A 22,082-nucleotide genomic window follows, 5' to 3' on the forward strand; every position below is an offset into this window, starting at 1 on the left:
GGGGGCGTCCCCTCCCGGTCAGGTTGTCTCCCGGGTTTCCGTCTGGGGCAGCAGGCGCCCCAGGGATTCCTGGATGTGGTCGTTCACCCGGTGCTCGCAGGCCATGAGGGCGGCGCGGATGGCGCTGTGGACGGCCCGTCCATTCGAGCGACCGTGGCCGATGATGGAGATGCCCTTCACCCCCAGGAGCGGGGCCCCGCCGTACTCCGCGTAGTCGAGGCGCTTGGCGAAGCGCTTCAGGGCCGGCTTGGTAAGCAGGCCGCCGAGCTTGGTGAAGATGTTCTCGTAGAAGGTGTCCCGCAGGCCCATCATGAGGCCTTCGGCGAGGGCCTCGGCCGACTTCAGGAGGGCGTTGCCCACGAAGCCGTCGCAGGCGATGACGTCGAACTTGCCGTTCCAGATGTCCCGGCCCTCGGCGTTGCCCGTGAAGTTGATCTCCATGTCCTTCAGGGCCTGGGCCGCCTCCTTGGAGGTGGCGGAGCCCTTGCCTTCCTCTTCGCCGACGCTGAGGACGCCGACCCGGGGGCGCTCGATGCCGAGCACCTCGCCCGCGTAGATGGCGCCCATCATGGCGAACTGGGCGATGTGCTCCGGCCGGCAGTCGACGTTGGCGCCCACGTCCACGAGGACGGTCGGCCGCCCCTTCATGTTCGGAAGGATCGTGGCCAGCGCGGGCCGGTCGACCCCCGGCAGGGTGCCGATCACCATCTTGGAGGCGACCATGGCGGCGCCGGTGTGCCCCATGGACACGATCCCGTCCGCCCTGCCTTCCCGGACCATCTGGGCGGCGACCCGGATGGAGGAGTCCTTCTTCTCCTTCAGGATGGACGTGGCCTTGTCATCCATCTCCACCACGGTGGCGGCATGCACCACCGCGCACCGGGAGAGGAGCTCGCCCTTGAAGCCCAGCTGCCCCATGAGGGGACGCAGACGGGCCTCGTCCCCCACGAGGTGGAGGTAGAGGTCCGAGTGGGCTTCCAGGGCCGCGAGGGCCCCTTCCAGGATGGCGCGGGGGGCATGGTCGCCCCCCATGGCGTCCAGGGCGATGTGGTAGACGGAGGGAACGTCCACCTTTCCCCTCAGACGGTCTGCTGGGGACGAACGGTCAGCTTGCCGCGGTAGAAGCCGCAGGAGGGGCACACGCGGTGCGGCATCTTGGCCTCGCCGCAGTTCGGGCAGGTGCTGGCGCTCATCGCCTCGAGGGAATCATGGGTGCGGCGGCGGTCGCGGCGGGCGCGGGAGTGGCGTCGTTTCGGATTCGGCATGGCGTTGCTCCTCGATGGGGGGTGTCGGTTGAGGGGAGGGGCGGAAGGAGGGTTCAGTCCCCTTCCAGGTTGAGCTTGAGTCCGGAAAGGGCCTTGGCGAGGGCGCCGGGCTCCTTCACGATGTCGGGCCTGCAGGAACAGGGACCCTTGTTCCAATTCTTACCACACTGGGGACAGAGACCGGCGCAATCCTCCCTGCACAGGGGGTGCATGGGGGCGTGGAGCTGGAAGTGCTCGACGGCGAGGGCCTCCTCGTCCACGGCCGGCTCGGGGAGGAAGACGACGTCCAGGTCCTGGGACCCGATCACGTGGTTCCCGCCGGAGACCAGGGCGGCGTCCCGGCTCCCCAGGAAGCGGCTTTCCAGCTCCAGGGAGAGGTCCAGGGGCTCCAGGCAGCGGGAGCAGGCGCCTTCCCAGACCGCGGCGCCCTTCACTTCCAGGAAGTAGTCGCCGTCGGAGGGGAGGACGCGGACCCGCCAGGAGGCGTCGCGCAGGACGGTGCCGTCCCCCAGGTCGAGGGAGGCCGCGGCGCCGGAGGCTGTGGCGCCTTCGGGGGGCAGCTGGGCGAGATCGATCATTTCCCGGGTTCCTTCGCGTCCGCGGCGGGGGCGGAGGGGGTTCCGGTGGCGCCGCCGGAGATCTTGCCGGGCTCGACGGCGAAGGGGGGGCGGTCCGGGGACCCGTTGGGGTCGCCGGCGCACTTGAGCTCGTAGGTGCCCTTGCCGGACTTGCCCTCGAAGGGGTTGGCCCAGGGATCCTGGTTGGCCACGCCGACGGGGATCAGGTTCTCCTTGACCAGCGGGGAGTTGGGCTCGACCATCGCCTCGAAGGAGGTCAGGTCGGGATACTTGCCGTGCTTGAGGAAGTACTGGTCCAGGCCCTCGCTGACGATCTTCACCGTGTCATGCGCCTTGATGTAGCGGGCGTTGGCCGAGAACTCCCGGAACTGCCTGATGCCGATGGTCGCCAGGACGGCGATGATCATCATCGCGACCAGGAGTTCCATGAGGGAGAAGCCGGCTTGGGTTTTCTTGTTCATTTGAGGGGTTCCCGGTAGGCGCGAAGGCGCAACCAAGTATGGGGGGGCCGAACGGTCCTGTCCAAGCATCCCAGTGTGCCACAGGTGCACGATTTTACAAGAATTCATTGACATTCTCGCCTTTCCCCTCCCCCTCCGCGGCCGCCCCGGGCGGGAAGGCCTCGGGAAGGGGGAAGGCGCCGGCGGGAGCTTCCGCCCCCCCCATCTCCTGGAGCCAGTAGCGGTAGGCCCGGAAGCTCATGCCGAGCAAGCGAGCGGCTCGCGTCTTGTTCCCCTCGGCCCGCTCCAGGGCCCCCAGGAGGAAATGGCGCTTGAGCGCGGCCAGGTAGCCCTCGAGGTCGAACCCGGCGCCCGGGATCTCCAGGACCGCGCCCGGGGCGGCGGGCCCGGGGCGCAGGACCTCGTCCGGGAAGAGGTCCACGCCGATGGGGCCCCCGGAATTGAGGGCGACGCAGCGCTCCATGAGGTTCTCGAGCTCCCGGACGTTGCCGGGGAACCGGTAGCGGCGCACGGCGTCCATGGCCTCCGCCGAGAGGCCCATGGGGGGCTTCCCCAGCTTGCGGCAGAACCGGGCCAGGAAATGCTCCACCAGGACCGGCAGGTCCTCCTGGCGCTCCCGGAGGGGCGGCAGCCCGATGTGGAGGATGTTCAGGCGGTAGTAGAGGTCCTGGCGGAACTGGCCCCGGGCCACCCGGTCCCGGAGATCCCGGTTGGTGGCCCCGATCACCCGGGCGTCGACGGGGAGCTCCCCGGTCGCGCCGACCCGCCGCACCCGCCGCTCCTGGAGCACCCGCAGGAGCTTGACCTGCAGGGGCAGGGGGATCTCGCCGATCTCGTCCAGGAAGATGACGCCCCCCTCGGCCTCCTCGAAGAGCCCGCGCTTCAGGCCGGTGGCGCCGGTGAAGGCCCCCTTCTCGTAGCCGAAGAGCTCGGACTCCAGGAGGGCCTCGGGCAGGGCCCCGCAGTTGACGGGCACGAAGGGCCCCTTGGCCCGGTCCGAGTAGCGGTGGATGAGGCGCGCCACGATCTCCTTGCCCGTGCCGCTCTCCCCGGTGACGAGGACCGTGGTGTCGGCCCGGGCCACCTTCCCGACGAGGGCCTGGACCTTGCGGATGGTGGGGCCGACCCCCACCAGGTCGCCGATGTCCCGCACTTCGGCCGCCGGCGAGGTCTCGGAGACGGAGAAGATCCCCTTGAGGACCTTGGTGAGCTCCTGGATGTCGTTCTTGGTCTTGGTCAGGAAGTCCACCGCGCCCAGGTTCAGGGCCTGGACCGTGGTCTCGGTGGTGGCGTAGGCGGTCATGATGACCACGGGGGTCTCCAGCCCCCGCGCCTTCATCCACGTGAGGAGGTCGATGCCGCTGCCGTCCTTGAGGCGCAGGTCCGAGACCACGGCGTCGAAGGCCCGACTGGACAGGAGCTGGCAGGCTTCCGCCAGGCCGCCGGCAGGCTGGCTGTCGAAGCCCTGGGGGGCGAGGCCCATCTGGAGCACGTCCCGGAAACCGGGCTCGTCCTCCACGATGAGGACCGTTCGGACGGGTGCGGACGGATGCATGGGGAACCTGGAAGTGACGTGCCGCGTCAGTATCTCAGCGTTGACGGTGCCAGGGGAATGCGGAACCATCGCATCATGCGATTTCTGCTCGGCAGGACCGACGCCCTGGGGGACGTCGTCATCTCCCTTCCCGTGAGGGAGCGCATCCTCTCCCGGATGCCGGAGGCCGAGGTGCACTGGCTCGTGCGCCCCTACGCCGCCCCCCTCCTGCGGGGCCTGGGGACGGTCCACCTCCGGGAGGACGGCCAGGACCTCGCCGCCCTCCTGCGGGCCATCGCCCCGGACGCCGTCCTCAACCTGGGCCACCGGGACCAGGCGATCATCACCGCGGCGCGCGCGGCGGGGGTTCCGGTCCGGGTCGCCCGGAGCCGGGGCCGCCAGATCTGGGAGGCCACCCACGTGCTGTGGAACGGCCGCAACGGCACGGGGCGCCCCGAGGCCATGAACGTCCTCGACTTCCTCAAGCCCTGGGGCTGGGAGGGGGGCTGGCCCGCCCCGCCCCGGCTGGTCCTGGACGCGGCGGAGCGGGAGCGGGGCCGGGCGGACCTCGCCCACCTGCCCCGCCCCCGCCTGGGCGTGGCCACCCGTTCCTCCGGGTCCTCGGCCTACCCCAGCGCCGCCTGGTGGGACCGGGCCCTGGCGGTGGTGCGGGAGGCCGGCTGGACACCCGTCATCCTGTCCCCCCCCGAGGACGCCCCCCTGCCCCCCGCCGACCTGCGGGGCCTGCTGGCCCGCATCGCGGCCTGCGACGTCTTCCTGGGCCCCTCCACGGGCCCCACCCAGATCGCCGGGGCCCTGGACGTGCCCACCCTCGCCCTCATGGGGCTCACCTCCAACCGGGGCCCGAGCCGCTGGGCGCCCCTCGGCCGCCGGGTCCAGGTGCTCCAGTATCCGCCCCCCGAGGCGGACCTCTCCGGCGGCATGGACCGCCTCGACCCCCGCGACCTGCTGCCCCACCTGGCGCGCCTCGCCCAGCCGGAGGCATGATGGGCGCCCCGCCCCCGCCGGGCGCCACCTGGGTGCGCTTCCCCCGCTTCGTGGGGGACGCGGTCATGCAGTTCCCCGTGCTCCGGGCCCTGCGGGCGGTGGGCGCCGGCCCCCTCGTCGTCTGGGGCCCCGCCGCCACGGTCGCCCTCGTGGACGGCCATCCGCTGGCCGACGCGGTGATCCCGGACGTGGGCCGGCCCGGCCCCTGGGCCATGGCCGCCCTCCTGCGGACCCACCGGGCCGCCCGCAGCGTCCACTTCCCCAAATCCCTCCGGCCGGCCCTCGCCGCCTTCCTCGCCCGGGTCCCGGAGCGCATCGGGGTGGACGAGAGCCTGGCGGGCCTCTTCAACACCCACAGCGCCCCCTTCTGGGGGGCCCCGGGCCACTTCCTCGACCGCTACCACGCGGTCCTCGCCCAGCGCTGGCCGGGCCTGCCCCCCCTGCCCCCCGCCGACTACACGCCCCCCGGGACCGTGGCCCTGCCCGGGGCCCCCTACCTCTGCCTGATGCCCGGCTCCATGTGGCCTTCCAAGGCCTGGCCGGCGGATCACTTCCGGCGCGTCGCGGCCATCGCCCGGGCCGCCGGGCTCCAGATCGCGGTCCTGGGCGCCCCCGCCGAGCGGGAGCTCTGCGCCCAGGTCATCCAGCCCGGGGACCTGGACCTGGTCGGCCGCACGACCCTCGTGGAGGCGGCCGCCTGGCTCAAGGGGGCCCGCGCCGCCCTGGGCAACGACTCCGGGCTCTGCCACCTGGCCGCGGCCTGCGGCACCCCGACCCTCGCCCTCTTCGGCCCCACGGACGCCACGGACTGCGCCCCCGTGGGCCCCCGGGCGGCCACCCTCCGCCTGGACGGCATCCCCTGCGCCCCCTGCAGGAAGCGGGTGTGCGCCGTGGCGGGCCACCCCTGCCTGGCGCAGCTCGGGCCCGAACGGGCCTGGTCGGCCCTGGAGGCCCTGGTTTCACGCTAGAATCGGCCTGTCCGAGGTACCCATGCGATCACCCCTGCTGCTGCTCACGGTTCCGGCCCTCTGCTGGGCCCAGGGGCCGGTCATTTCCGTGGACCGCCCCCACCACGATTTCGGCCGCATCGACGGCGACAGCCGCGTCACCCACCGGTTCCGGATCTCCAACAGGGGCGGGGCGAACCTCAACATCTCCCGGCTGAACCCCTCCTGCGGCTGCACCTCCACGGTCATCGGCCAGTGGACCCTCAAGCCCGGCGAGAGCACGGAGGTCGAGGCCGCGTTCAATCCGGCCGGCTTCCGGGGCACGGTCCGGAAGTCCATCCAGGTGGTCTCGGACGACCCCGCCAACCCGAACCTCACGCTCACCTTCGAGGCGGAGATCGTCCGGGAGATCACCCCCTCCCAGGATTCGGTGTTCTTCCAGGGCGTCCGCCGCACGGGGACCACGAAGCACGCCGTCAAGCTCACCTCCGGCACGGGCCGCCCCGTCCGGGTGACCCGCATCGACGCGCCGGGCGCGAAGTACCTCTCCTTCGGGATCCGCCCCGAGGGCGGCAACGTCTGGGTGGACATCGCCCTCGACGGGGCGGCCCTGCCCGCGCACCAGATGGTGGGCACGGACGCCGTCGCGATCCAGACCGACAACCCCCGGGCCCCGCTCCTCAACGTGACCGTCCAGTGGGAGGCCTACCAGGCCCTCACCGCGACGCCCCCCCGCGTCGCCATCGCCGAGGCCCCTGGCCGGGAGCACCGCCAGAAGATCCTCGTCGCGAACGCCGACCGCAAGCCCTTCCGGATCCTCTCCGCCAGGGCCACCAGCTCGCTCCTGCGCGTCGAGGGGCTCGGCGGCGGAGCCTCGGACCGCCACGAGCTCACGATCGTGATGGACGCCCGCGCCAAGGCCGGCCTCTACAACGAACGCATCACCCTCACCACCGACAGCCCCGACCAGCGGGAATTCGAACTGCGCGTCGCCGCCTCCCTCCGCTGAGCCCATGACAGCATCCTCATCCGGCGCGCGGCACGCCACGGCCGTCGCCGGCACCATCGCCACGGCCTTCGTCTGGGGCGCCAGTTTCGCGGCCATGAAGTTCATCCTCCAGGCCGGCCTCAGCGTGGGCGCCATGCTCACCGTGCGGTTCGGCATCGGGACGGTCTGCCTGGGCCTCCTCCTCGCGGTCCTCCAGGTGAGGCCCCGGTGGCCCGAGGTGCGGGACGGGCTCGTGCTCGGGGTCATCCTGACGATCGTCTTCTGGCTCCAGGCCGGGGGCCTCGTGACGACGACGACGACCAAGTCCGGGTTCATCACCGGCCTCTACGTGCTCTTCACGCCCATGGCCAGCGTGCTCCTCGGCCACCGGCTCCGGATCGCCCACGCCCTGGGGGCCCTGGTCGCCACGGGGGGCCTGTTCCTCCTCGTCCGGACCCCGGGGGCCAGCCTCGGAGGCTGGAACAGCGGCGACAGCCTGACCCTCGCCTGCGCCGTGGGCTGCGGCTTCCACATCGCCTACACGGGCATCTTCTCCCGGCGTTCCAGCGGGTGGGTGCTGGCCTTCACGCAGGTGGCCACCCTGGCCTGCCTCTCCCTGGCCATCACCGCCTTCCTCCCCGCGCCCCACGGCTTCCAGACGGCCCGCGCGGCCCTGGCCGCCCCCGGCGTCTGGACGAGCCTCCTCTACCTCGGGGTGCTGGCCACCTCCCTGGCCTTCTATCTCATGTCCACCCTCCAGGCCCACCTCGGCAGCACCGAGGCCGCCATCCTCTACTCCCTGGAGCCCGTGTTCACGGCCCTGCTGGCCATGACCGGCTGGGTCCCGGGCATCCGGGAGCGCCTGTCGCCCCTCCAGCTCCTGGGCGGCGCCATCATCCTCGGCGCCATGATCCTGGCGGAGGTGGGCCCGCGGTGGATGGCCCGGTTCGGCGATGCGCGCCCGGAGCTCGACGGTTGAGGGATAATCGGGCCAGGGCCTGTTCGGAATGAAGGAGCGACCATGCTGATCGTCACCGGCGGCGCCGGATTCATCGGAAGCAACACCGTCAAGGAGCTGAACCGGCGGGGCCGGACGGATATCCTCGTCGTCGACAACCTGGAGCGGGCCGAGAAGTTCCGGAACCTGGCCGACCTCACCATCCAGGACTACCTGGACAAGCGGGACTTCCGGGCCCGCCTCGACGCCGGCACCTTCGACCTCAAGGTGGACTTCATCCTCCACAACGGGGCCTGCTCGGACACCATGGGCACCGACGGCCGCTACATGCTCGAGAACAACTTCGGGGATTCCAAGGCCCTCCTCAACTACGCCCTCTCCAAGGGCATCCCCTTCGTCTACGCCAGCAGCGCCGCGACGTACGGGGCCAGCCGGGCCTTCGTGCCCGAGCCCGCCAACGAGCGTCCCCTCAACGTGTACGGCTACTCCAAGCTCCTCTTCGACCAGCACGTGCGCACCCTCCTGCCCCACGCGGCGAGCCCGGTGGTGGGACTCCGCTACTTCAACGTCTACGGCCCCCGGGAGCAGCACAAGGGCCGCATGATGTCCGTCCTCCACCAGCTCCTGCGCCAGCTGCGGGAGACGGGGGTCTGCCGCCTCTTCGACGGCACCGACGGCTTCGGGCCCGGCGGCCAGGTGCGGGACTTCGTCCACGTGGGCGACGTCATCGACATCGGCCTCGCCTTCGCCACCGGCCCCCTGGTCAAGGGCATCTTCAACGCCGGCACCGGCAAGGCCCGCAGCTTCAACGCCATCGCCGAGACCCTCATCCGCCACCTGGGCCAGGGCCGCATCGAGTACATCCCCTTCCCCAGGGAACTCGAGGGCAAGTACCAGAGCTTCACCCAGGCCGACCTCACGACCCTCCGCCAAGCCGGCTACACCCGGCCCATGACCGAGCTGGAGGAGGGCATCCGCCTCACCCTCGAGGAGCTGGAAGCCTAGGCTGTGTTCGGAATCTATAGATTAGATAAATAGTTAACTTGTACTCATACGTAAAGGCTCGTACACCACGAATTTTCCTGGGGTAACGATGCCGAGACGTTTCCTGACCGATGCCATGTGGGCAAAGCTTGAACCGCTCCTTCCGCCAGAGCGTGGAGGGATGGGGCGATCCCGTCACCCCAACCGTCCCATGGTGGAGGCGATCCTGTGGAGGCACAGGACTGGGGCGCCGTGGAGGGACCTGCCGGAGGAATCTGGACCTTGGACAAGCGTGTACACGCGATTTGAGGCCTGGACCAAGCGCGGCGTGTGGCAAAGGATCCTGGAGTTCCTGCGCAAGGAAGCCGACCTGGAGTGGGTCATGCTGGATGGCACCATCCTTCGCGCTCATCAACCTTCAGCAGGCAAAAGGGGGGGCTCTGGAACCAGGCGCTCGGACGATCTCGGGGTGGATGCTCGACCAAGATCCATTTGATCTGCGATGCCCACGGTAATCCTTTGGATTTCCTGGTCACTCCGGGGCAAGCCCATGAAAGCCGGTCTGCTGAAGGATTGCTGTGCGGTTGGCAGGCAGAGTACGGGTTCGGAGATCGGGCCTACGATGGGAACCCGGTATGGAAGGCGATCGAGGCCATGGGTGCGACAGCCGTCATCCCACCTCATCCCCGGCGCAAGAATCCGGCGGCCTGGGACTCACACCTATACAAGGCCCGCCATGCCATCGAGCATGGGTTCGCCAAGCTCAAACAGTTCAGGGCGCTGGCCACCAGGTTCGACAAAACGGCGCGAAGTTTCTCAGCCCAGGTGGCTTTGGCCTGCATCGTGATCTGGCTGAGGCTATGAGCGGAGGGTGACAAGCGTTCCGGATCCTCATTGATCCTATGAAACGCGGAGGCGCGGAGGATCTCGCAGAGGGTCGCGGAGGAAAGCGCTCCTGGAACCTGCCCCTGGATATCGAGTGGAGGGGGCTTGTGGTTGAGCGGGCCTACCGGCTGGATTTGCTGGTTGACGACCTCGTGGTCGTGGAGGCTAAGGCGGAATGGAGGTCGGCCTGCTCCTCAATTCCCGTCAGTGGCCTTTCAAAGACGGTGGAATCAAGCGGGTGATACATACAAGGGCTTGATCCTTTCTCCGCGAGCCTCAGCGAGATCCTCCGCGCCTCCGCGTTCCAATAGGATGCTGCGAATGCGCGGCGCCATCAGGCACTGCAGCACAGACTCACTATTCCAGCTCCTCCATGCTCCGGCACGGATGGGTATTAGCCATTACTATCCTAGATTACGAACACACCCTAGTGCAGCGGGCAAAGTAGCCTGGGTCATCCGGGGGGAGCGGCCGCCGCGCGTCCATCGGGGGCCTGGCCCCCAGACCCCCGGCACGGGCCGCTCCCCTCGCGTCCGGATGATTCAGGCGATTAGGCGGACGCGGCACGCGTCAGCTCCGCGGCCAGGCCCTCGACCACGGGGGGCCAGTCCCAGTGGCGGGCCTGGCGGTGGAGGCGGAGGCTCGGATACCAGGGCGTCCGGGTGCCGGCCAAGCCCCACCGCCAATCCGGCAGGTGGGCCAGGAGCACCCAGGTGGGCAGGCCCATGGCCCCGGCCAGGTGGACGATGCCCGTGTCCACGCTGACGAGGCCGTCCAGGCGGCTCAGGGCGTGGGCGGTGTCGGAGAAGTCCGTGAGCCAGGGCTCCAGGTCTACCAGCGGCAGGGCGGGCCGCGCCCGGGCCCCCTTCTGGAGGCTGAACCAGGTCACGCCCGGCACGTCCGCCAGGAGGTCCAGGACCTCGGGGGGCAGGTTGCGCTCCTGGGTCCGCGCGTGGCCAGGGTTCCCGGACCACACCAGGCCGAGGCGGCGCCCGGGGACGTCCAGGGCCCGGTCCAGGGCCTCCCGGCTGGGCACGTGGGCCGGCACCGCCAGGTAGGGGATGGGCGCCGGCACGGCCCCCTCCCGGGTGCCCAGCAGGTGGGGCAGGGACAGGAGCTCGATCTGCCAGGTGTCCGCCGGCAGGGTCAGGGCCCCGGTCACCACCTCGGCGACGCCCGGGCAGGTCGCCAGGACCCCCTCGGCCCCGTGGAAGGGCTCGGCCAGGACCCGGGCGCCCTGGGCCGCCAGGAGGCCCGCGTAGCGGATGAACATGAACAGGTCCCCGTAGCCCTGCTCGGCCCGAACCAGGATGGAGCGACCGGCCAAGGGGGAGCCGTCCCAGCGGGGCAAGGGCATGGGCCGGGGGCCCTGCACCTGGAGCCGCGCCTCCATGCGCGCGAACCCCTCCGCCAGCCGCCCCTGGAGGAGGTTCGTGACGGCCAGGTGGAAGCGGATGCGGGCCTCCAGGCCCGGGTCGCCGGCGGACCGCCCCGCCAGGGCCTCCAGCAGGGCCGAGGCGGCCTCGAACCGGTCGTCGTAGTCCAGGGCCAGGGCCTGGCGGAGGACGGCCTCCGGCTGGCCGGGAATCAGCTCCGCGGCGCGGCCGGTGAGGGCCACCGCCTCCCCCCAGCGCCCGAGGTCCGCGGCCAGGGGGGCCAGTCGCGCGCACAGTTCGGCCTCTCCCGCCCGCCCCCGCACGTGGGAGGCCACCTCCGTCTCCCCCGCCCCCAGGCCCGCCCAGGCGCGCAGGAAGGCCGCCTCCGGGTCCGCCGGGGTCCGGACGGCGAGGGCCTCCGCTTCCAGGCGGGCCTCGGCGAAGCGGCCCTGGCGCGCCAGGGTCGCGGCCAGGTCCCGGCGCGCCCCGACGTCGTCCGGCGCCAGGGCGAGGGCCTGCCGCAACCGCCGCAGGGTGCCATCCGGAGGGGCGAAGGCGTCGGGCCGGGCCGGGCTGTCCACCGGGAGCCCCTGGCTAGGCCCGGTCCAGCACGACCAGGGTCACGTCGTCCGAGAAGGGGGTGGACTGGTTGAAGGCGATGGCCCGGTGAACGATGTGGTCCGCCGCGGCCTCCTCGTCCGCCGGCAGGTCGCCGCAGATCTGCTGGAGGCCCTCGTCGCCCAGGAAGGTGCGGTCCTCCCGTTCCACCTCCACCAGACCGTCGGTGTAGACGATGAGACGGTCGCCCCGGCGGAAGGGCACGCTGCGCTCCTGGAAGGGCAGGTCCTCCTCGATGCCGAGCATGAACCCACGCTCGCCCAGGATCGTCGGCTGCTTGGGCCCTCCCGAGGCTCCCTGGGGGATGATCATGGGCGCCACATGGCCCGCCGCCACGTACTGGAGGGTGTCGGCGGCCGGATCCAGGCGCGCCAGGAAGGCGGTGGCGAACTGCTCGGACAGGGTGCTGCGGGCCAGGTCCCGGTTCATGGCCTGGGCCCAGGCGAGGGGCCGGTGGCCGAAGCGGACCTGGTTCTCGAAGCAGGTCTTGACCATGGCGGAGATGAGGGCCGCCGTCACCCCGTGCCCGCTCACATCGGCGATCATGAGCGCCACGCTGTCGTCGGGCAGGGCGAGGATGGCGTAGATGTCGCCGCCGATGCCCTCGGCGGGCAGGTAGCGGTGGGTGTAGCGCAGGTCCCCCGCGCGGCCGGGAATGGGCGGCAGGAGGCCCACCTGGAGGCGCGCGGCCAGCGCCAGCTCCGCCGTCATGCGCTCCTGGAAGCGGGTGAGCTCCAGGTTCTGGCGCTTGATCTCCTTCTGCATGCCGATGATGCGGAAGGCGGATTCCACCTTCGCCATCACCTCCTGGGCATGGAAGGGCTTGGAGATCATGTCGTCCGCGCCCAGGTTCAGGCCGCCGATCTTGGAGGCCGTGCCGTCGATGGCGGAGACGAGCATGAAATAGATATCGCGGGTCCGGGGATCGCCCTTCACCTTCTGGCAGAGTTCGTCCCCGGCCATCTCCGGCATCCGCAGGTCCGACAGGATGAGGTCGGGCTGGAGCTTGCCCATCTCCTCCATCGCCGCGCGCCCGTTCTCCGCCAGCAGGACGGTGTAGCCGGCGCGCTTCAGGTAGAAGCTGAGGATGTCACGGATGGGGGCTTCGTCATCGACGACGAGCACGACCCCTTTCGGCATGGCTCAGGCCCCGCGCAGGGCGTCCTGCTCCGTCGCGAAGATGGAGAAGTAGTTGGTCAGGTTCGTCTGGTCGAAGGTCTTCTTGACCTGGGGCGGCAGGGCGCAGAGGTGGAGCTTGCCGTTGTTCTTGTCCACGCTGTTGCGGGCGGCCACCAGCAGGCCGAGGCCCGAGGAATCGATGAAGGAGACGCTTTCGAGGTTGATGACCAGAAGCTTGGGCTGGAGGGAGGTGACCGTGTCCCGGATGACGTCCCGGAGCTGGGCCGTCACCTCGAAATTGACCTTGCCCTGGATGGTCACGACCGACGCGTTGCCCTCCTGGCGGGTCTGGATGTTCAACATGGGACCTCCTACGGCACGGATCCAGGGGCGTTATTTGAAGAACAGCTGCAAGAAAGAAATTAATCGCGTCTCGCGCCGGAATCAACGCTGGATTGGAAGAAAGATGGCCGGCGAACGACGCCCGTCCGCGGGGCGGAGCCCGGGGGTCGCGGCGTGTCCGGACAGGCATGAAAAAACCGGGGAGGGGGCTGGAATGCCCACCTCCCCGGCATCGCGGGGTTCGCGTCCGTCGCCTACTTGACGGCGAAGGCGGCCACGAGGACGTAGATCACGAGGGCCTCGATGAGGGCCAGACCGATGATCATCGTGGTGCGGATGTTGCCGGCGGCCTGGGGGTTGCGGGCGATGCCTTCGCAGGCGGCCACGACGGCCTTGCCCTGGGCCATGCCGCAGCCGGCGGCCGCGATGGCGAGGGCGATGTGGGCCAGGAACTTGCCTTCGAAGAGGCCGGGGGCGGCGGGAGCGCCCTGGGCGAAGGCGGCGATGGCCACGGTGAAGAGGAAGGCGGTGGCGAGGAACTTCTTCATGGGACACCTTTCGGTTGGAGGCGCGGGGTTCGGAATCCCGACGCCAGGTGGGAAAGCGGGCTCAGTGCTCGTGGGCGACGGCCCCGGACACGTAGATGGTGGCGAGCATGATGAAGACGAACGTCTGGATGAGCCCGAAGAAGAGGCCCATGATCATCAGCGGCACCGGCACGACGAGGGGCGCGAGGGCGAAGAAGATGCCCGACACCACGTGCTCGCCGGCGATGTTGCCGAAGAGACGGAGGCTGTGGCTCAGGATCCGGCTGAAGAGGCCGAGGACCTCGAGGGGCCACATCAGGATCCAGAGGAACCACACGGGGCCCGCGAAGTGGCCCAGGTACTTCAGGACGCCGTGCTCGCGCATGCCGTGGAAGTTGTAGTAGAGGAACACCACCAGGGCGCAGCCCAGGGTGACGTTGTAGTTGGCCGTGCCCGAACCCAGGCCCGGGATCAGGCCGAAGAGGTTGTTCAGGAGGACGAAGACGCCCAGGGTCCCGATGAGAGGCACGTAACGGTCCGGATGATGGGCGACGTTGTCGGCCACCAGGGTCCGCACGAAGCCGACCAGGTACTCCATGGTCTGCTGGAGGGGACCGGGGATCCGGACCAGGCGGGCCCGCACCAGGACAACCAGGAGCACGGTCACCAGGGCGGCCAGGGCCGAGATCAGCAGGTGATCGAAGCGCTCCAGCACCGACAGGGGCGCCCCGTGGGCGAAGCTGCCCCAGGGATGACGGGAGAGGCCCAGCAGGTTCGTGAGCAGGACCGCCAGGAAGGACGCATGGTGTTCCATGGATGTGACCTCAGGAGCTCATTCCGGCCGGAACACCAGCCGGATCGCTTCAACGACGATGGCGGCGCTGAAGAGCAGGATGCCGGTGGCGAAAGGCAGGACTTCCGACGGGAAGCAGACCATCATCCCACGAAGCAGAATCACGATCAAAGCCAGTTTGCCCATGGCGGCCAGGGCGAACAGCCACCGCCGGCGCACCGAGGGCGTCAGCATGCCCCCCACCACCCACCGGTGGAGGCTCCAGAAGGCGAGGCTGGCCAGCCCCCCCGCCAGGAAGGCCGGAACGGCCCGCCAGGACCGCAGGGCCCAGAGGGCCCCGCCCACGGGAAGCAGGGCCGCCTGGATCCAGGCGATGCGGCGCAGGTGCCCCGTCCCGCCGTCCTCAACGGTCATCGCCCTGGTCCTCCCGGCGCTTGCGCTCCGCCTCGTCGTAGCGGTCCAGGCGCACCGTGGTCTTGTAGAGCTCCCAGAACCCGGTGGCCACGCCCCACACGAGGCCGATCCACATGCCGGCCCTGGGGTGGCCCAGCTTGCCCCCGGCCCAGCGCCCCAGGAAGAAGCCCAGGGCGATGGCGATGGGAAACACCATCCCCAGGCCCATGAGGTCCCCCCACAGGGCCCGTTCCCGGGGCGAGGCGTCCTTGGTGTTGCGCTTGAAGAGCATGCTGAATCCTGGTGAGGGTCCATTATCCCGCGTTTCCGCCGCCGGCCCCGGCTTCCCGCGCGCGGTCCCCCGTACGGCCCGGCGGCTCCGCGCCGGCCTTTCCCCGGGAGCCGCGGCGGACCGCGGGAACCGTGGGAAAAGACCGTGCGCGGAGCCGCTGGCGGTCCGCGAAGCCTAGAGGATCCTGCCGGCCCAGTCCAGGAGGTAGGAGCCGAACAGGGTGCCCACCAGGATCAGGGCGCAGGAGGCGCCCACCACCAGGGAGGTGAGGCCGGCCAGGGGCCGGACTTCGCCCTCCGCGGGCTCCTTGAAGTACATCGTCGCCACCACGTTCAGGTAGTAGTAGGCGGCCACGGCGCTGGTGAGGAGGGCGAGGACGGTGAGGGTCACATGGCCCTGCTCGATGGCCAGCTTGAACAGGTAGAACTTGCTGAAGAAGCCCACCAGGGGGGGAATGCCCGCCAGGCTCAGGAGGACCACCATCATGGCGAAGGCCAGGACCGGACGGGTCTTGGCCAGGCCGCGGAAGTCGTCGATGCGCTCCCCCTCGCCCTTGCCCTGCAGGTAGATGACGATGCCGAAGGCGCCGCTCTGCATGAGCAGGTAGGTCAGCATGTAGAGCCAGATGGCCTGGATGCCGCCGGGGACGTTGACGCTGAGGATGCCCAGGAGCATGTAGCCCACGTGGGCGATGCTGGAGTAGGCCAGGAGGCGCTTCATGCTCTGCTGGCGGAGGGCGGCCACGTTGCCCAGGACCATGCTCGCGCCGGCGACGAAGGCCAGGGGCGCGGCCCACTCGGACTGGACGCCGCCGAAGCCGGAGCCGAAGACCCGGGCGAAGGCCGCCAGGGAGGCCGCCTTGGGCGCCATGGACATGAAGGCGGTCACGGCGGTGGGGGCGCCGTCATAGGCGTCGGGGGACCACATGTGGAAGGGCACCGCCGCGACCTTGAAGCAGAAGCCCACCAGGACCATGAGGAGGCCCGAGAAGACCAGCAGGTTGCTGTTCACGGGGGCCAGGGCCAGGATCTCGTAGAGGGCCTCGAGGTTCGTGGTGCGCCCGCCGGTGGCGGCGAAGATCAGGCTGATGCCGAAGAGCAGGATGCCGCTGGAGAAGGCGCCGAGCAGGAAGTACTTCACCCCGGCCTCGACGCTGCGCTCCTGGTTGCGGAAGTAGGCCACCAGGATGTAGATGCAGAGGGCCATCAGCTCCAGGGAGAAGTAGATGGACACCAGGTCGGTGGCGCCGACGAGGAACATCATGCCCGTCACGCTGAAGAGGATGAGGGCGTAGTACTCGACGGTCTGCTCGCGCAGGAGGTTCAGCTGGAGCTGGCTGAGCAGCACGGTGATGATGCCCGCCCCCAGGCAGAGCAGCTGGAAGCCGCGGGTGATGCCGTCCACCCGGAACATCAGGGAGAACCCGTCCGCGGAGGGGGTCCGCACCACGAGCACGGCGGCCGCGGCGAGGACGATGACCGTCACGGCGGCCCAGGAGCCCTTGGAGGCCCGGGGCACGAAGGCGTCGGCCGGCCACAGCATGACCGTGGCGGCCACCAGCATCAGGAGCTGGGGGTAGATGAGGGGGAGGTCCCGGTTGAGGGCCGCCCACAGGGTCGCGGCGAAAGCCATCAGTGACCTCCGTGCTCGGTTCCGGCCCCGGCGTGGGCGGCCTCGCCGGCGGGCTCGCCGGAGGCGGCGTGCTCGGCGGGCGCGGCCATGGCGGCCATGCCGGCCTTGGCGGCCTCGCGCTGGGCGGCATCAAGCGCCTTCTGCTTGTAGAAGTCGGGGTTGACCTGGGTGACGAGCTTGGCGACGGGGGCCTCCAGCACCTTCAGGAGGGGCTTCGGGTAGATGCCGATCCAGAAGGCCACCGCGATCAGCGGCGCGAAGTAGGCCAGCTCGCGGGCGTTGAGGTCCTTCATCTGGGTGTTGACCTCGCGGATGGGCCCGAACATGGCGCGCTGGTAGAGCCAGAGCATGTAGGCGGCACCCAGGATGATGCCGGTGGTGGCCAGGACGGCGATCCAGGGAGCGGCCTGGAAGGCGCCCAGCAGGATGGCGAGCTCGCCGATGAAGCCGTTCAGGCCGGGGAGGCCGATGCTGCTCATGGTCATGATCATGAAGACCGTGGCGTAGAGGGGCATGGTCTTGGAGAGGCCGCCGTATTCCGCGATGAGGCGGGTGTGCCGGCGCTCGTAGACGATGCCGACGATGAGGAAGAGCGCGCTGGTGGAGATGCCGTGGTTGAGCATCTGGAGGATGCCGCCCGTGATGCCGTCGGGGTTCAGGGCGAAGAGGCCCAGCATGCACATGCCCAGGTGGCTGACGGAAGAGTAGGCGACCAGCTTCTTCATGTCCTTCTGGATCATGGCCACGAGGGCGCCGTAGATGATGCCGATCAGGGCCAGGGTCATGAACCAGGGCATCAGCTGCTTGGTGGCGTCGGGGGCGATGGGGAGGAGGAAGCGGATGAAGCCGTAGGTGCCCATCTTCAGGAGGACGCCGGCCAGCACGACGGAACCCGCGGTCGGGGCTTCCACGTGGGCGTCAGGCAGCCACGTGTGGAAGGGGAACATGGGGACCTTGATGGCGAACCCGAGGAAGAAGGCCACCGCCAGGAGAGTCTGGAAGGTCCGGGACTGCTGGGCGATGACGGGGGCCATGGCCTGGAAGCTGGCGATGGACATGTCGTAGCGGCCGGTGGCCTTGTACTGCAGGAAGTAGATGGCCAGGATGGCCACCAGCATCAGCACGGAGCCGGCCAGGGTGTAGAGGAAGAGCTTGATGGCGGCGTAGAGCTTCTGCGGGCCGCCCCAGATGGCGATGAGGAAGTACATCGGCACCAGCATCAGCTCCCAGAACAGGTAGAACTGGAACATGTCCTGGGTGATGAAGACGCCCATCATGCTGAACTGCATGACCAGCAGCCAGATGTAGTACTCCTTGTGGCGCTCGGAGATCGCCGTGAAGGAGCACCACACCACGATGAAGCCCAGGAACGTGGTCAGGAGGAAGAGCACGAGGCTGATGCCGTCCATGCCGATGCTGAACCGCACGCCGATGCTGGGGATCCACTCATAGGAGGTGGCCCACTGCACCGCGCTGGAGGCGCGGTCGTACTGGAACCAGAGGGGCAGGCTCAGGAGGAAGTCCACCACCGTGACGGCGAGGGCTCCGAGCTCGAAGATCCTCCGGCTGCCCTTGGGGACGAAGAGGAGCAGGAGGGCCCCCAGGAGGGGCAGGACGGTGACCCACAACGGAAGGTTTTGGTACCAGGGGATCATGGGAACTCCAGGAGCGGCGATTGGGCGGGCGTGAGGGGGAAGGGGTTAGGCCAGGAACTTCCAGAGCGCGATGGCCAGGAAGCCCAGGAACATGACGAAGGCGTAATTCTGGACCCGGCCGGTCTGCAGCTTCCGGAAGCCTCCGGAGACCTGGGACAGGATCCAGGCGACGAGGTTCACCAGCCCGTCCACGATCTTCGCGTCGAACCAGTGGAAGGCGTGGCTGACGGTCAGGGTGAGGCGCGCGGCGCCGTTCACCATGCCGTCCACGGCCCAGGCGTCGAAGGCCCAGAGCTGTGCGCCCAGCTGCTTGCAGGGGCCGATGAAGGCGGCCTCGTAGAATTCGTCCACGTAGTACTTGGCGTGGACCCACTCGAACAGCTCGGGGAACCGCTTCACGAAGGCCCGGGGCTTGCTCCAGGTCGGATCGGCGCCGTAGAACCACCAGGCCAGCCCCATGGCGGCCGGGGCCCAGACGACGGTGGCGACGAACATCAGGACGTACTCGATGGCGGGGGCCGCGCCGTGGGCCTCGTGGGCGCCGTGCGCCTGGAAGAGCAGCGGCTTCAGCCACTCGCTGAAGTGGGAGCTGCCGATCCAGTGGAGGCTGTGGGGGATGTTCAGGAAACCGCCGACGAGGGCGAGGAGGGCCAGGAGGGCCACCGGGAACCACATGTTCCAGGGCACCTCCTGGGGACCCGCGTGGCCGCCGTGCCCGTGGTCGTCGTGGCCGTGGGCGTGGGCGTCGTGCCCGTGCGCGTCGTGGCCGTCGTCAGGGGAGGCGTGGTGGGCTTCCGAGGGGACCGTGAGGCCGTGGGGGTCGTGGCCCGCGCCCCGGTACTCCCCGAAGAAGGTCATGACCATGAGGCGGACCATATAGAAGGCCGTCATGAAGGCGGCGATCATGCCCATGGCCCAGGCGATCATGTTCAGGCGCGGACCGGCGAAGGTCCCGTGCGCGTACCACCCCTCGAAGACCTTCCAGAGGATCTCGTCCTTGGAGAAGAAGCCCGAGAAGGGGAAGATGCCGGCGATGGCCAGGGTGGCGATGCCCATGGAGGCGAAGGTCCAGGGCATGAACTTCCGCAGGCCGCCCATGTTGCGCATGTCCTGCTCGTGGTGGCAGGCCAGGATCACCGAGCCGGATCCGAGGAAGAGGGCCGCCTTGAAGAAGGCGTGGGTGAACACGTGGAACATGCCGGCCGTGAAGGCGCCGGCGCCCATGCCCATGAACATGAAGCCCAGCTGGCTCACGGTGGAGTAGGCCAGGACCTTCTTGATATCGTACTGGGCCAGGCCCATGCTCGCGGCCACCAGCGCCGTGAGGGCGCCGACGAAGAGCACCACGGCCAGGGCGACCGGGGCGTTGACGTAGATGAAGTTCATCCGGGCGATCATGTACAGGCCGGAGGTCACCATGGTCGCGGCGTGGATCAGGGCGGACACGGGGGTCGGACCCGCCATGGCGTCCGGCAGCCACACGTAGAGGGGGATCTGGGCCGACTTGCCGCAGGCGCCGAGGAAGAGGCAGCAGCCCACCAGGTTGAACCACCAGGTGGGGCTGTGGCTCAGGCCGAAGAGGGTGAGCTCCTTCTGGGCCAGGACGCCGCGGACGAGGCCCATCTGGGTGTCGAAGTCCACGGACCCGAAGATCATGAACAGGAGGTAGAAGCCGATGAGGAACCCGAAGTCGCCGATGCGGTTGGTGACGAAGGCCTTCTTGCCCGCGACGGCCGCGTACTCGCGGTCGAAGTAGAAGCCGATCAGCAGGTAGCTGCAGAGGCCCACGCCTTCCCAGCCGAGGAACATCATGATCATGTTCGCGCCCAGCACCAGGTTGAGCATGCTGAACACGAAGAGGTTCAGGTAGGTCATGAAGCGGTAGTACTCGCCGCGCTTGCGCTCATCCGCCATGTAGCCCGTGGAGAACAGGTGGATGAGGAAGCCCACGCCGGTGACCAGGAGGCCCATGCAGGCCGAGAGGGGGTCGATCCGGTAGGCCCACGTCATGGTGGTCCGGGTGAGGCCGCCCAGCACCTGGGCGTCCCCGAAGGAGAGCCAGGTCCAGACGGTCTGGGTCACCACCCGGTTCTCCGGGGCCATCCCCATGAGCTTCACGAAGTAGAAGGCCACGATGAGGAAGGAGGCGAAGACCGAGCCCAGGGCGACGAGGTCCACGAGCTTGTTGTTCTTCAGGCGCCGGCCGGTGAGGCCGTTGAAGAGGGCGCCGAAGACCGGCAGGAAGGGGATCAGCCAGAGCACGGAGCTGTGGAGCGGCGTACTCACGGCGGCGGGTTCCATGATCATGCGTTCACCTGGGTCGAAGTCGGGGAGGATAGGTTCATGGCTCGTTCCGCCTAGCCCTTGAGCAGGTTGATGTTGTCAACCTGGATCGTGTCCCGCTTGCGGTAGAGGGCCACGACCAGGGCAAGCCCGATGGCCACCTCGGCGGCCGCGAGCCCCATCACCAGGAGGGCGAAGGCCTGGCCCGCCACCGTCCCGGCGTGGCGGGCGAAGGCGATCAGGTTCAGGTTGGCGGCGTTGAGCATGAGCTCCACGCACATCAGGATCACCAGGGCGTTGCGCCGGATCAGCACGCCGGCCACGCCCACGGAGAACAGGAGGAAGGAGATGAAGAGGACGGTGTTCATGGAGGCCATGGCTTACACCCTTTCCTTCTTGGCCAGCGTGACCGCGCCCACCAGGGCCACGAGGAGGATCACGGAGAGGATCTCGAAGGGCAGGAGGTAGCCCGCGAACATCCCGCGGCTCACGGCCTGGGAGTTCTGGGTGGCGACGTCCAGGCCCTGGGCGAGCCCGGCGTCGAGGGTCAGCGCGACGGTGGCGCTGGGCCCGAAGACCGTCTTCCAGAAGACCGTGATGAAGGCGACGGCGCCCACGGTCACGGCCGCCACCGCCCACGCGGTCTGGCGCTGGAAGAGCCCCGACTCCTTGTACTTGGTCAGCTCGACGAGCATGACCACGAAGAGGAACAGGACCACGATGCCCCCGGCGTAGACCAGGAGCTGGGCGACGGCGAGGAATTCAGCGGACAAGCAGAGGTAGCAGGCGGCCACGGAGAGCATGGAGAAGAGGAAGCCCACCACGCTGTGGACCGCGTTCTTGGAGAAGACGAGCGACACCGCCCCGGCCACGGCCAGGAGGCCGAAGACCAGGAAGAGGTGGCTGCCGATGGAGGTCATCAGGTGTTCCATGGCTCAGTCCTCGTCCGAGTAGGAGAACTTGGCGACCGGGGTCACCTCGAACATGTTGTGCTCCTTGCCCAGCATGCCGATGGAGAAGTCCTCGCGGTTGTAGGCCGCCAGTTCGAACTGGTGGTTCAGGATGATGGAGTCGAAGCCGCAGCTCTCCACGCAGAACTCGCAGAAGATGCAGCGCTCCATCTCGAAGTCGTAGCGGGTGGGGAGCTTGGTCTTGCGCCCCTCCTTCTTGCCGCTCTCGATGGTGATGACCTGGGTCGGGCAGATCTTCTCGCAGGCCAGGCAGCACACGCACTTGATCTCGCCCTGCTCGTCCTTGAGCATGGTGAGCCGGCCGCGGAACCGGGGCTGCAGCTTCACCGGCACCTCGGGGTATTCCTCCGTGCCGTGGGGACGCTTCTTGGCGCGGTTCGCGGTCAGGAACACCTTGAAGAAGTACTTCCCGGTGACCTTGAGGCCCTTGGCGATGTCGATGGGGATGAGGGTCTTGAGGATCTTTTTCATCG

At 69.1% G+C, this 22,082-nt stretch carries 24 protein-coding genes and 1 pseudogene; 7 read left to right on the forward strand and 18 right to left on the reverse strand.

Translation table 11 applies throughout. The annotated features are described in order from the left end of the window. Positions 1 to 18: 18 nt before the first annotated feature. The 5 genes from plsX to R2J75_RS19535 all read right to left on the reverse strand — a co-directional run bounded on the left by plsX (position 19) and on the right by R2J75_RS19535 (position 3,859). Complete coding sequence (plsX, locus tag R2J75_RS19515; protein WP_243333542.1) at positions 19 to 1,071, reverse strand: phosphate acyltransferase PlsX; 1,053 nt, start codon at positions 1,069 to 1,071, stop codon at positions 19 to 21. Between the two features lie 8 nt (positions 1,072 to 1,079). Beyond that, positions 1,080 to 1,265: a 50S ribosomal protein L32 gene (rpmF, locus tag R2J75_RS19520; RefSeq protein ID WP_243333541.1), complete on the reverse strand. Its 186-nt coding sequence runs from the start codon at positions 1,263 to 1,265 to the stop codon at positions 1,080 to 1,082. A 53-nt stretch (positions 1,266 to 1,318) separates the two neighbouring features. Then, the gene (locus tag R2J75_RS19525; RefSeq protein WP_243333540.1) at positions 1,319 to 1,843 is read right to left on the reverse strand and encodes a YceD family protein; all 525 of its coding nucleotides are present in this window, start codon (positions 1,841 to 1,843) and stop codon (positions 1,319 to 1,321) included. Beyond that, positions 1,840 to 2,304, reverse strand: coding sequence for a type II secretion system protein (locus R2J75_RS19530; RefSeq protein WP_243333538.1), 465 nt, complete (start codon positions 2,302 to 2,304; stop codon positions 1,840 to 1,842). The genes R2J75_RS19525 and R2J75_RS19530 overlap by 4 nt, the downstream gene beginning before the upstream one ends. A gap of 94 nt (positions 2,305 to 2,398) precedes the next feature. Then, positions 2,399 to 3,859: a sigma-54-dependent transcriptional regulator gene (locus R2J75_RS19535; protein ID WP_243333536.1), complete on the reverse strand. Its 1,461-nt coding sequence runs from the start codon at positions 3,857 to 3,859 to the stop codon at positions 2,399 to 2,401. Between the two features lie 75 nt (positions 3,860 to 3,934). On the opposite strand from R2J75_RS19535, the gene R2J75_RS19540 reads away from it, so the two are divergent. The 7 genes and pseudogenes from R2J75_RS19540 (at position 3,935) to R2J75_RS19570 (ending at position 9,850) form a co-directional block, all read left to right on the forward strand. Continuing rightward, positions 3,935 to 4,846 (forward strand): glycosyltransferase family 9 protein, encoded by a 912-nt coding sequence (locus R2J75_RS19540; RefSeq protein WP_279342088.1) that lies wholly within the window; start codon positions 3,935 to 3,937, stop codon positions 4,844 to 4,846. Next, the gene (locus R2J75_RS19545; RefSeq protein WP_243333535.1) at positions 4,846 to 5,814 is read left to right on the forward strand and encodes a glycosyltransferase family 9 protein; all 969 of its coding nucleotides are present in this window, start codon (positions 4,846 to 4,848) and stop codon (positions 5,812 to 5,814) included. Before R2J75_RS19540 ends, R2J75_RS19545 begins: the two co-directional genes overlap by 1 nt. A gap of 22 nt (positions 5,815 to 5,836) precedes the next feature. Beyond that, positions 5,837 to 6,802, forward strand: coding sequence for a DUF1573 domain-containing protein (locus R2J75_RS19550; protein ID WP_243333532.1), 966 nt, complete (start codon positions 5,837 to 5,839; stop codon positions 6,800 to 6,802). 4 nt (positions 6,803 to 6,806) lie between these two features. Continuing rightward, positions 6,807 to 7,760 (forward strand): DMT family transporter, encoded by a 954-nt coding sequence (locus R2J75_RS19555; protein ID WP_243333530.1) that lies wholly within the window; start codon positions 6,807 to 6,809, stop codon positions 7,758 to 7,760. 42 nt (positions 7,761 to 7,802) lie between these two features. Next, entirely contained in the window at positions 7,803 to 8,744 is a 942-nt protein-coding gene (gene rfaD / locus R2J75_RS19560; protein WP_243333528.1) for an ADP-glyceromanno-heptose 6-epimerase, read from the forward strand. A gap of 115 nt (positions 8,745 to 8,859) precedes the next feature. Continuing rightward, positions 8,860 to 9,584 (forward strand): annotated as a pseudogene (locus R2J75_RS19565) (IS5 family transposase); the annotation flags it as partial. 41 nt (positions 9,585 to 9,625) lie between these two features. Further along, complete coding sequence (locus tag R2J75_RS19570; RefSeq protein ID WP_316410655.1) at positions 9,626 to 9,850, forward strand: GxxExxY protein; 225 nt, start codon at positions 9,626 to 9,628, stop codon at positions 9,848 to 9,850. A gap of 308 nt (positions 9,851 to 10,158) precedes the next feature. Here R2J75_RS19570 and R2J75_RS19575 read toward each other — a convergent pair whose 3' ends face one another. The 13 genes from R2J75_RS19575 to R2J75_RS19635 all read right to left on the reverse strand — a co-directional run bounded on the left by R2J75_RS19575 (position 10,159) and on the right by R2J75_RS19635 (position 22,080). Continuing rightward, positions 10,159 to 11,565, reverse strand: a complete 1,407-nt coding sequence (locus tag R2J75_RS19575; RefSeq protein WP_316410830.1) for a tetratricopeptide repeat protein — start codon at positions 11,563 to 11,565, stop codon at positions 10,159 to 10,161. A gap of 13 nt (positions 11,566 to 11,578) precedes the next feature. Further along, positions 11,579 to 12,742, reverse strand: coding sequence for a PP2C family protein-serine/threonine phosphatase (locus tag R2J75_RS19580; protein WP_243335183.1), 1,164 nt, complete (start codon positions 12,740 to 12,742; stop codon positions 11,579 to 11,581). 3 nt (positions 12,743 to 12,745) lie between these two features. Then, complete coding sequence (locus R2J75_RS19585) at positions 12,746 to 13,084, reverse strand: STAS domain-containing protein (RefSeq protein ID WP_243335185.1); 339 nt, start codon at positions 13,082 to 13,084, stop codon at positions 12,746 to 12,748. A 233-nt stretch (positions 13,085 to 13,317) separates the two neighbouring features. Continuing rightward, complete coding sequence (locus R2J75_RS19590; protein ID WP_243335187.1) at positions 13,318 to 13,611, reverse strand: ATP synthase F0 subunit C; 294 nt, start codon at positions 13,609 to 13,611, stop codon at positions 13,318 to 13,320. Positions 13,612 to 13,672: 61 nt separating this feature from the next. Further along, the gene (atpB, locus tag R2J75_RS19595) at positions 13,673 to 14,404 is read right to left on the reverse strand and encodes a F0F1 ATP synthase subunit A (protein ID WP_243335190.1); all 732 of its coding nucleotides are present in this window, start codon (positions 14,402 to 14,404) and stop codon (positions 13,673 to 13,675) included. A gap of 18 nt (positions 14,405 to 14,422) precedes the next feature. Then, entirely contained in the window at positions 14,423 to 14,797 is a 375-nt protein-coding gene (locus R2J75_RS19600) for an ATP synthase subunit I (RefSeq protein WP_316410831.1), read from the reverse strand. Continuing rightward, a complete protein-coding gene (locus R2J75_RS19605) occupies positions 14,787 to 15,068 on the reverse strand; it encodes an AtpZ/AtpI family protein (RefSeq protein ID WP_243335195.1) in 282 nt (93 codons plus the stop codon). The genes R2J75_RS19600 and R2J75_RS19605 overlap by 11 nt, the downstream gene beginning before the upstream one ends. Before the next feature lie 174 nt (positions 15,069 to 15,242). Then, complete coding sequence (locus tag R2J75_RS19610) at positions 15,243 to 16,700, reverse strand: NADH-quinone oxidoreductase subunit N (protein ID WP_243335197.1); 1,458 nt, start codon at positions 16,698 to 16,700, stop codon at positions 15,243 to 15,245. Beyond that, entirely contained in the window at positions 16,700 to 18,355 is a 1,656-nt protein-coding gene (locus tag R2J75_RS19615; protein ID WP_243335199.1) for a complex I subunit 4 family protein, read from the reverse strand. The genes R2J75_RS19610 and R2J75_RS19615 overlap by 1 nt, the downstream gene beginning before the upstream one ends. 45 nt (positions 18,356 to 18,400) lie before the next feature. After that, positions 18,401 to 20,662, reverse strand: a complete 2,262-nt coding sequence (nuoL, locus tag R2J75_RS19620) for an NADH-quinone oxidoreductase subunit L (protein ID WP_243335201.1) — start codon at positions 20,660 to 20,662, stop codon at positions 18,401 to 18,403. Positions 20,663 to 20,712: 50 nt separating this feature from the next. Continuing rightward, entirely contained in the window at positions 20,713 to 21,015 is a 303-nt protein-coding gene (gene nuoK / locus R2J75_RS19625) for an NADH-quinone oxidoreductase subunit NuoK (RefSeq protein ID WP_243335203.1), read from the reverse strand. 3 nt (positions 21,016 to 21,018) lie between these two features. Then, positions 21,019 to 21,570 carry an NADH-quinone oxidoreductase subunit J family protein gene (locus R2J75_RS19630; protein ID WP_243347367.1) on the reverse strand — a complete coding sequence of 184 codons (552 nt, stop codon included), beginning with the start codon at positions 21,568 to 21,570 and terminating at the stop codon, positions 21,019 to 21,021. A 3-nt stretch (positions 21,571 to 21,573) separates the two neighbouring features. Then, on the reverse strand, positions 21,574 to 22,080 hold the full coding sequence (locus tag R2J75_RS19635; protein WP_243335206.1) for a NuoI/complex I 23 kDa subunit family protein: 507 nt from the start codon (positions 22,078 to 22,080) through the stop codon (positions 21,574 to 21,576). Positions 22,081 to 22,082 lie beyond the last annotated feature (2 nt).

It is taken from the genome of Mesoterricola sediminis, assembly GCF_030295425.1.
Lineage (GTDB): Bacteria > Acidobacteriota > Holophagae > Holophagales > Holophagaceae > Mesoterricola > Mesoterricola sediminis.

Bases quoted from the DNA above. Each gene is read 5' to 3' on its own strand.
- R2J75_RS19525 (WP_243333540.1), bottom strand. From the start codon at position 1,843: ATGATCGATCTCGCCCAGCTGCCCCCCGAAGGCGCCACAGCCTCCGGC.
- R2J75_RS19580 (WP_243335183.1), bottom strand. From the start codon at position 12,742: ATGCCGAAAGGGGTCGTGCTCGTCGTCGATGACGAAGCCCCCATCCGT.
- R2J75_RS19630 (WP_243347367.1), bottom strand. From the start codon at position 21,570: ATGGAACACCTGATGACCTCCATCGGCAGCCACCTCTTCCTGGTCTTC.
- R2J75_RS19585 (WP_243335185.1), bottom strand. From the start codon at position 13,084: ATGTTGAACATCCAGACCCGCCAGGAGGGCAACGCGTCGGTCGTGACC.
- atpB (WP_243335190.1), bottom strand. From the start codon at position 14,404: ATGGAACACCATGCGTCCTTCCTGGCGGTCCTGCTCACGAACCTGCTG.
- R2J75_RS19570 (WP_316410655.1), top strand. From the start codon at position 9,626: ATGAAACGCGGAGGCGCGGAGGATCTCGCAGAGGGTCGCGGAGGAAAG.
- rpmF (WP_243333541.1), bottom strand. From the start codon at position 1,265: ATGCCGAATCCGAAACGACGCCACTCCCGCGCCCGCCGCGACCGCCGC.
- R2J75_RS19610 (WP_243335197.1), bottom strand. From the start codon at position 16,700: ATGGCTTTCGCCGCGACCCTGTGGGCGGCCCTCAACCGGGACCTCCCC.
- R2J75_RS19635 (WP_243335206.1), bottom strand. From the start codon at position 22,080: ATGAAAAAGATCCTCAAGACCCTCATCCCCATCGACATCGCCAAGGGC.
- R2J75_RS19535 (WP_243333536.1), bottom strand. From the start codon at position 3,859: ATGCATCCGTCCGCACCCGTCCGAACGGTCCTCATCGTGGAGGACGAG.
- R2J75_RS19540 (WP_279342088.1), top strand. From the start codon at position 3,935: ATGCGATTTCTGCTCGGCAGGACCGACGCCCTGGGGGACGTCGTCATC.
- R2J75_RS19615 (WP_243335199.1), bottom strand. From the start codon at position 18,355: ATGATCCCCTGGTACCAAAACCTTCCGTTGTGGGTCACCGTCCTGCCC.
- R2J75_RS19545 (WP_243333535.1), top strand. From the start codon at position 4,846: ATGGGCGCCCCGCCCCCGCCGGGCGCCACCTGGGTGCGCTTCCCCCGC.
- nuoK (WP_243335203.1), bottom strand. From the start codon at position 21,015: ATGGCCTCCATGAACACCGTCCTCTTCATCTCCTTCCTCCTGTTCTCC.
- rfaD (WP_243333528.1), top strand. From the start codon at position 7,803: ATGCTGATCGTCACCGGCGGCGCCGGATTCATCGGAAGCAACACCGTC.
- R2J75_RS19600 (WP_316410831.1), bottom strand. From the start codon at position 14,797: ATGACCGTTGAGGACGGCGGGACGGGGCACCTGCGCCGCATCGCCTGG.
- R2J75_RS19590 (WP_243335187.1), bottom strand. From the start codon at position 13,611: ATGAAGAAGTTCCTCGCCACCGCCTTCCTCTTCACCGTGGCCATCGCC.
- R2J75_RS19530 (WP_243333538.1), bottom strand. From the start codon at position 2,304: ATGAACAAGAAAACCCAAGCCGGCTTCTCCCTCATGGAACTCCTGGTC.
- R2J75_RS19555 (WP_243333530.1), top strand. From the start codon at position 6,807: ATGACAGCATCCTCATCCGGCGCGCGGCACGCCACGGCCGTCGCCGGC.
- nuoL (WP_243335201.1), bottom strand. From the start codon at position 20,662: ATGATCATGGAACCCGCCGCCGTGAGTACGCCGCTCCACAGCTCCGTG.
- R2J75_RS19605 (WP_243335195.1), bottom strand. From the start codon at position 15,068: ATGCTCTTCAAGCGCAACACCAAGGACGCCTCGCCCCGGGAACGGGCC.
- R2J75_RS19550 (WP_243333532.1), top strand. From the start codon at position 5,837: ATGCGATCACCCCTGCTGCTGCTCACGGTTCCGGCCCTCTGCTGGGCC.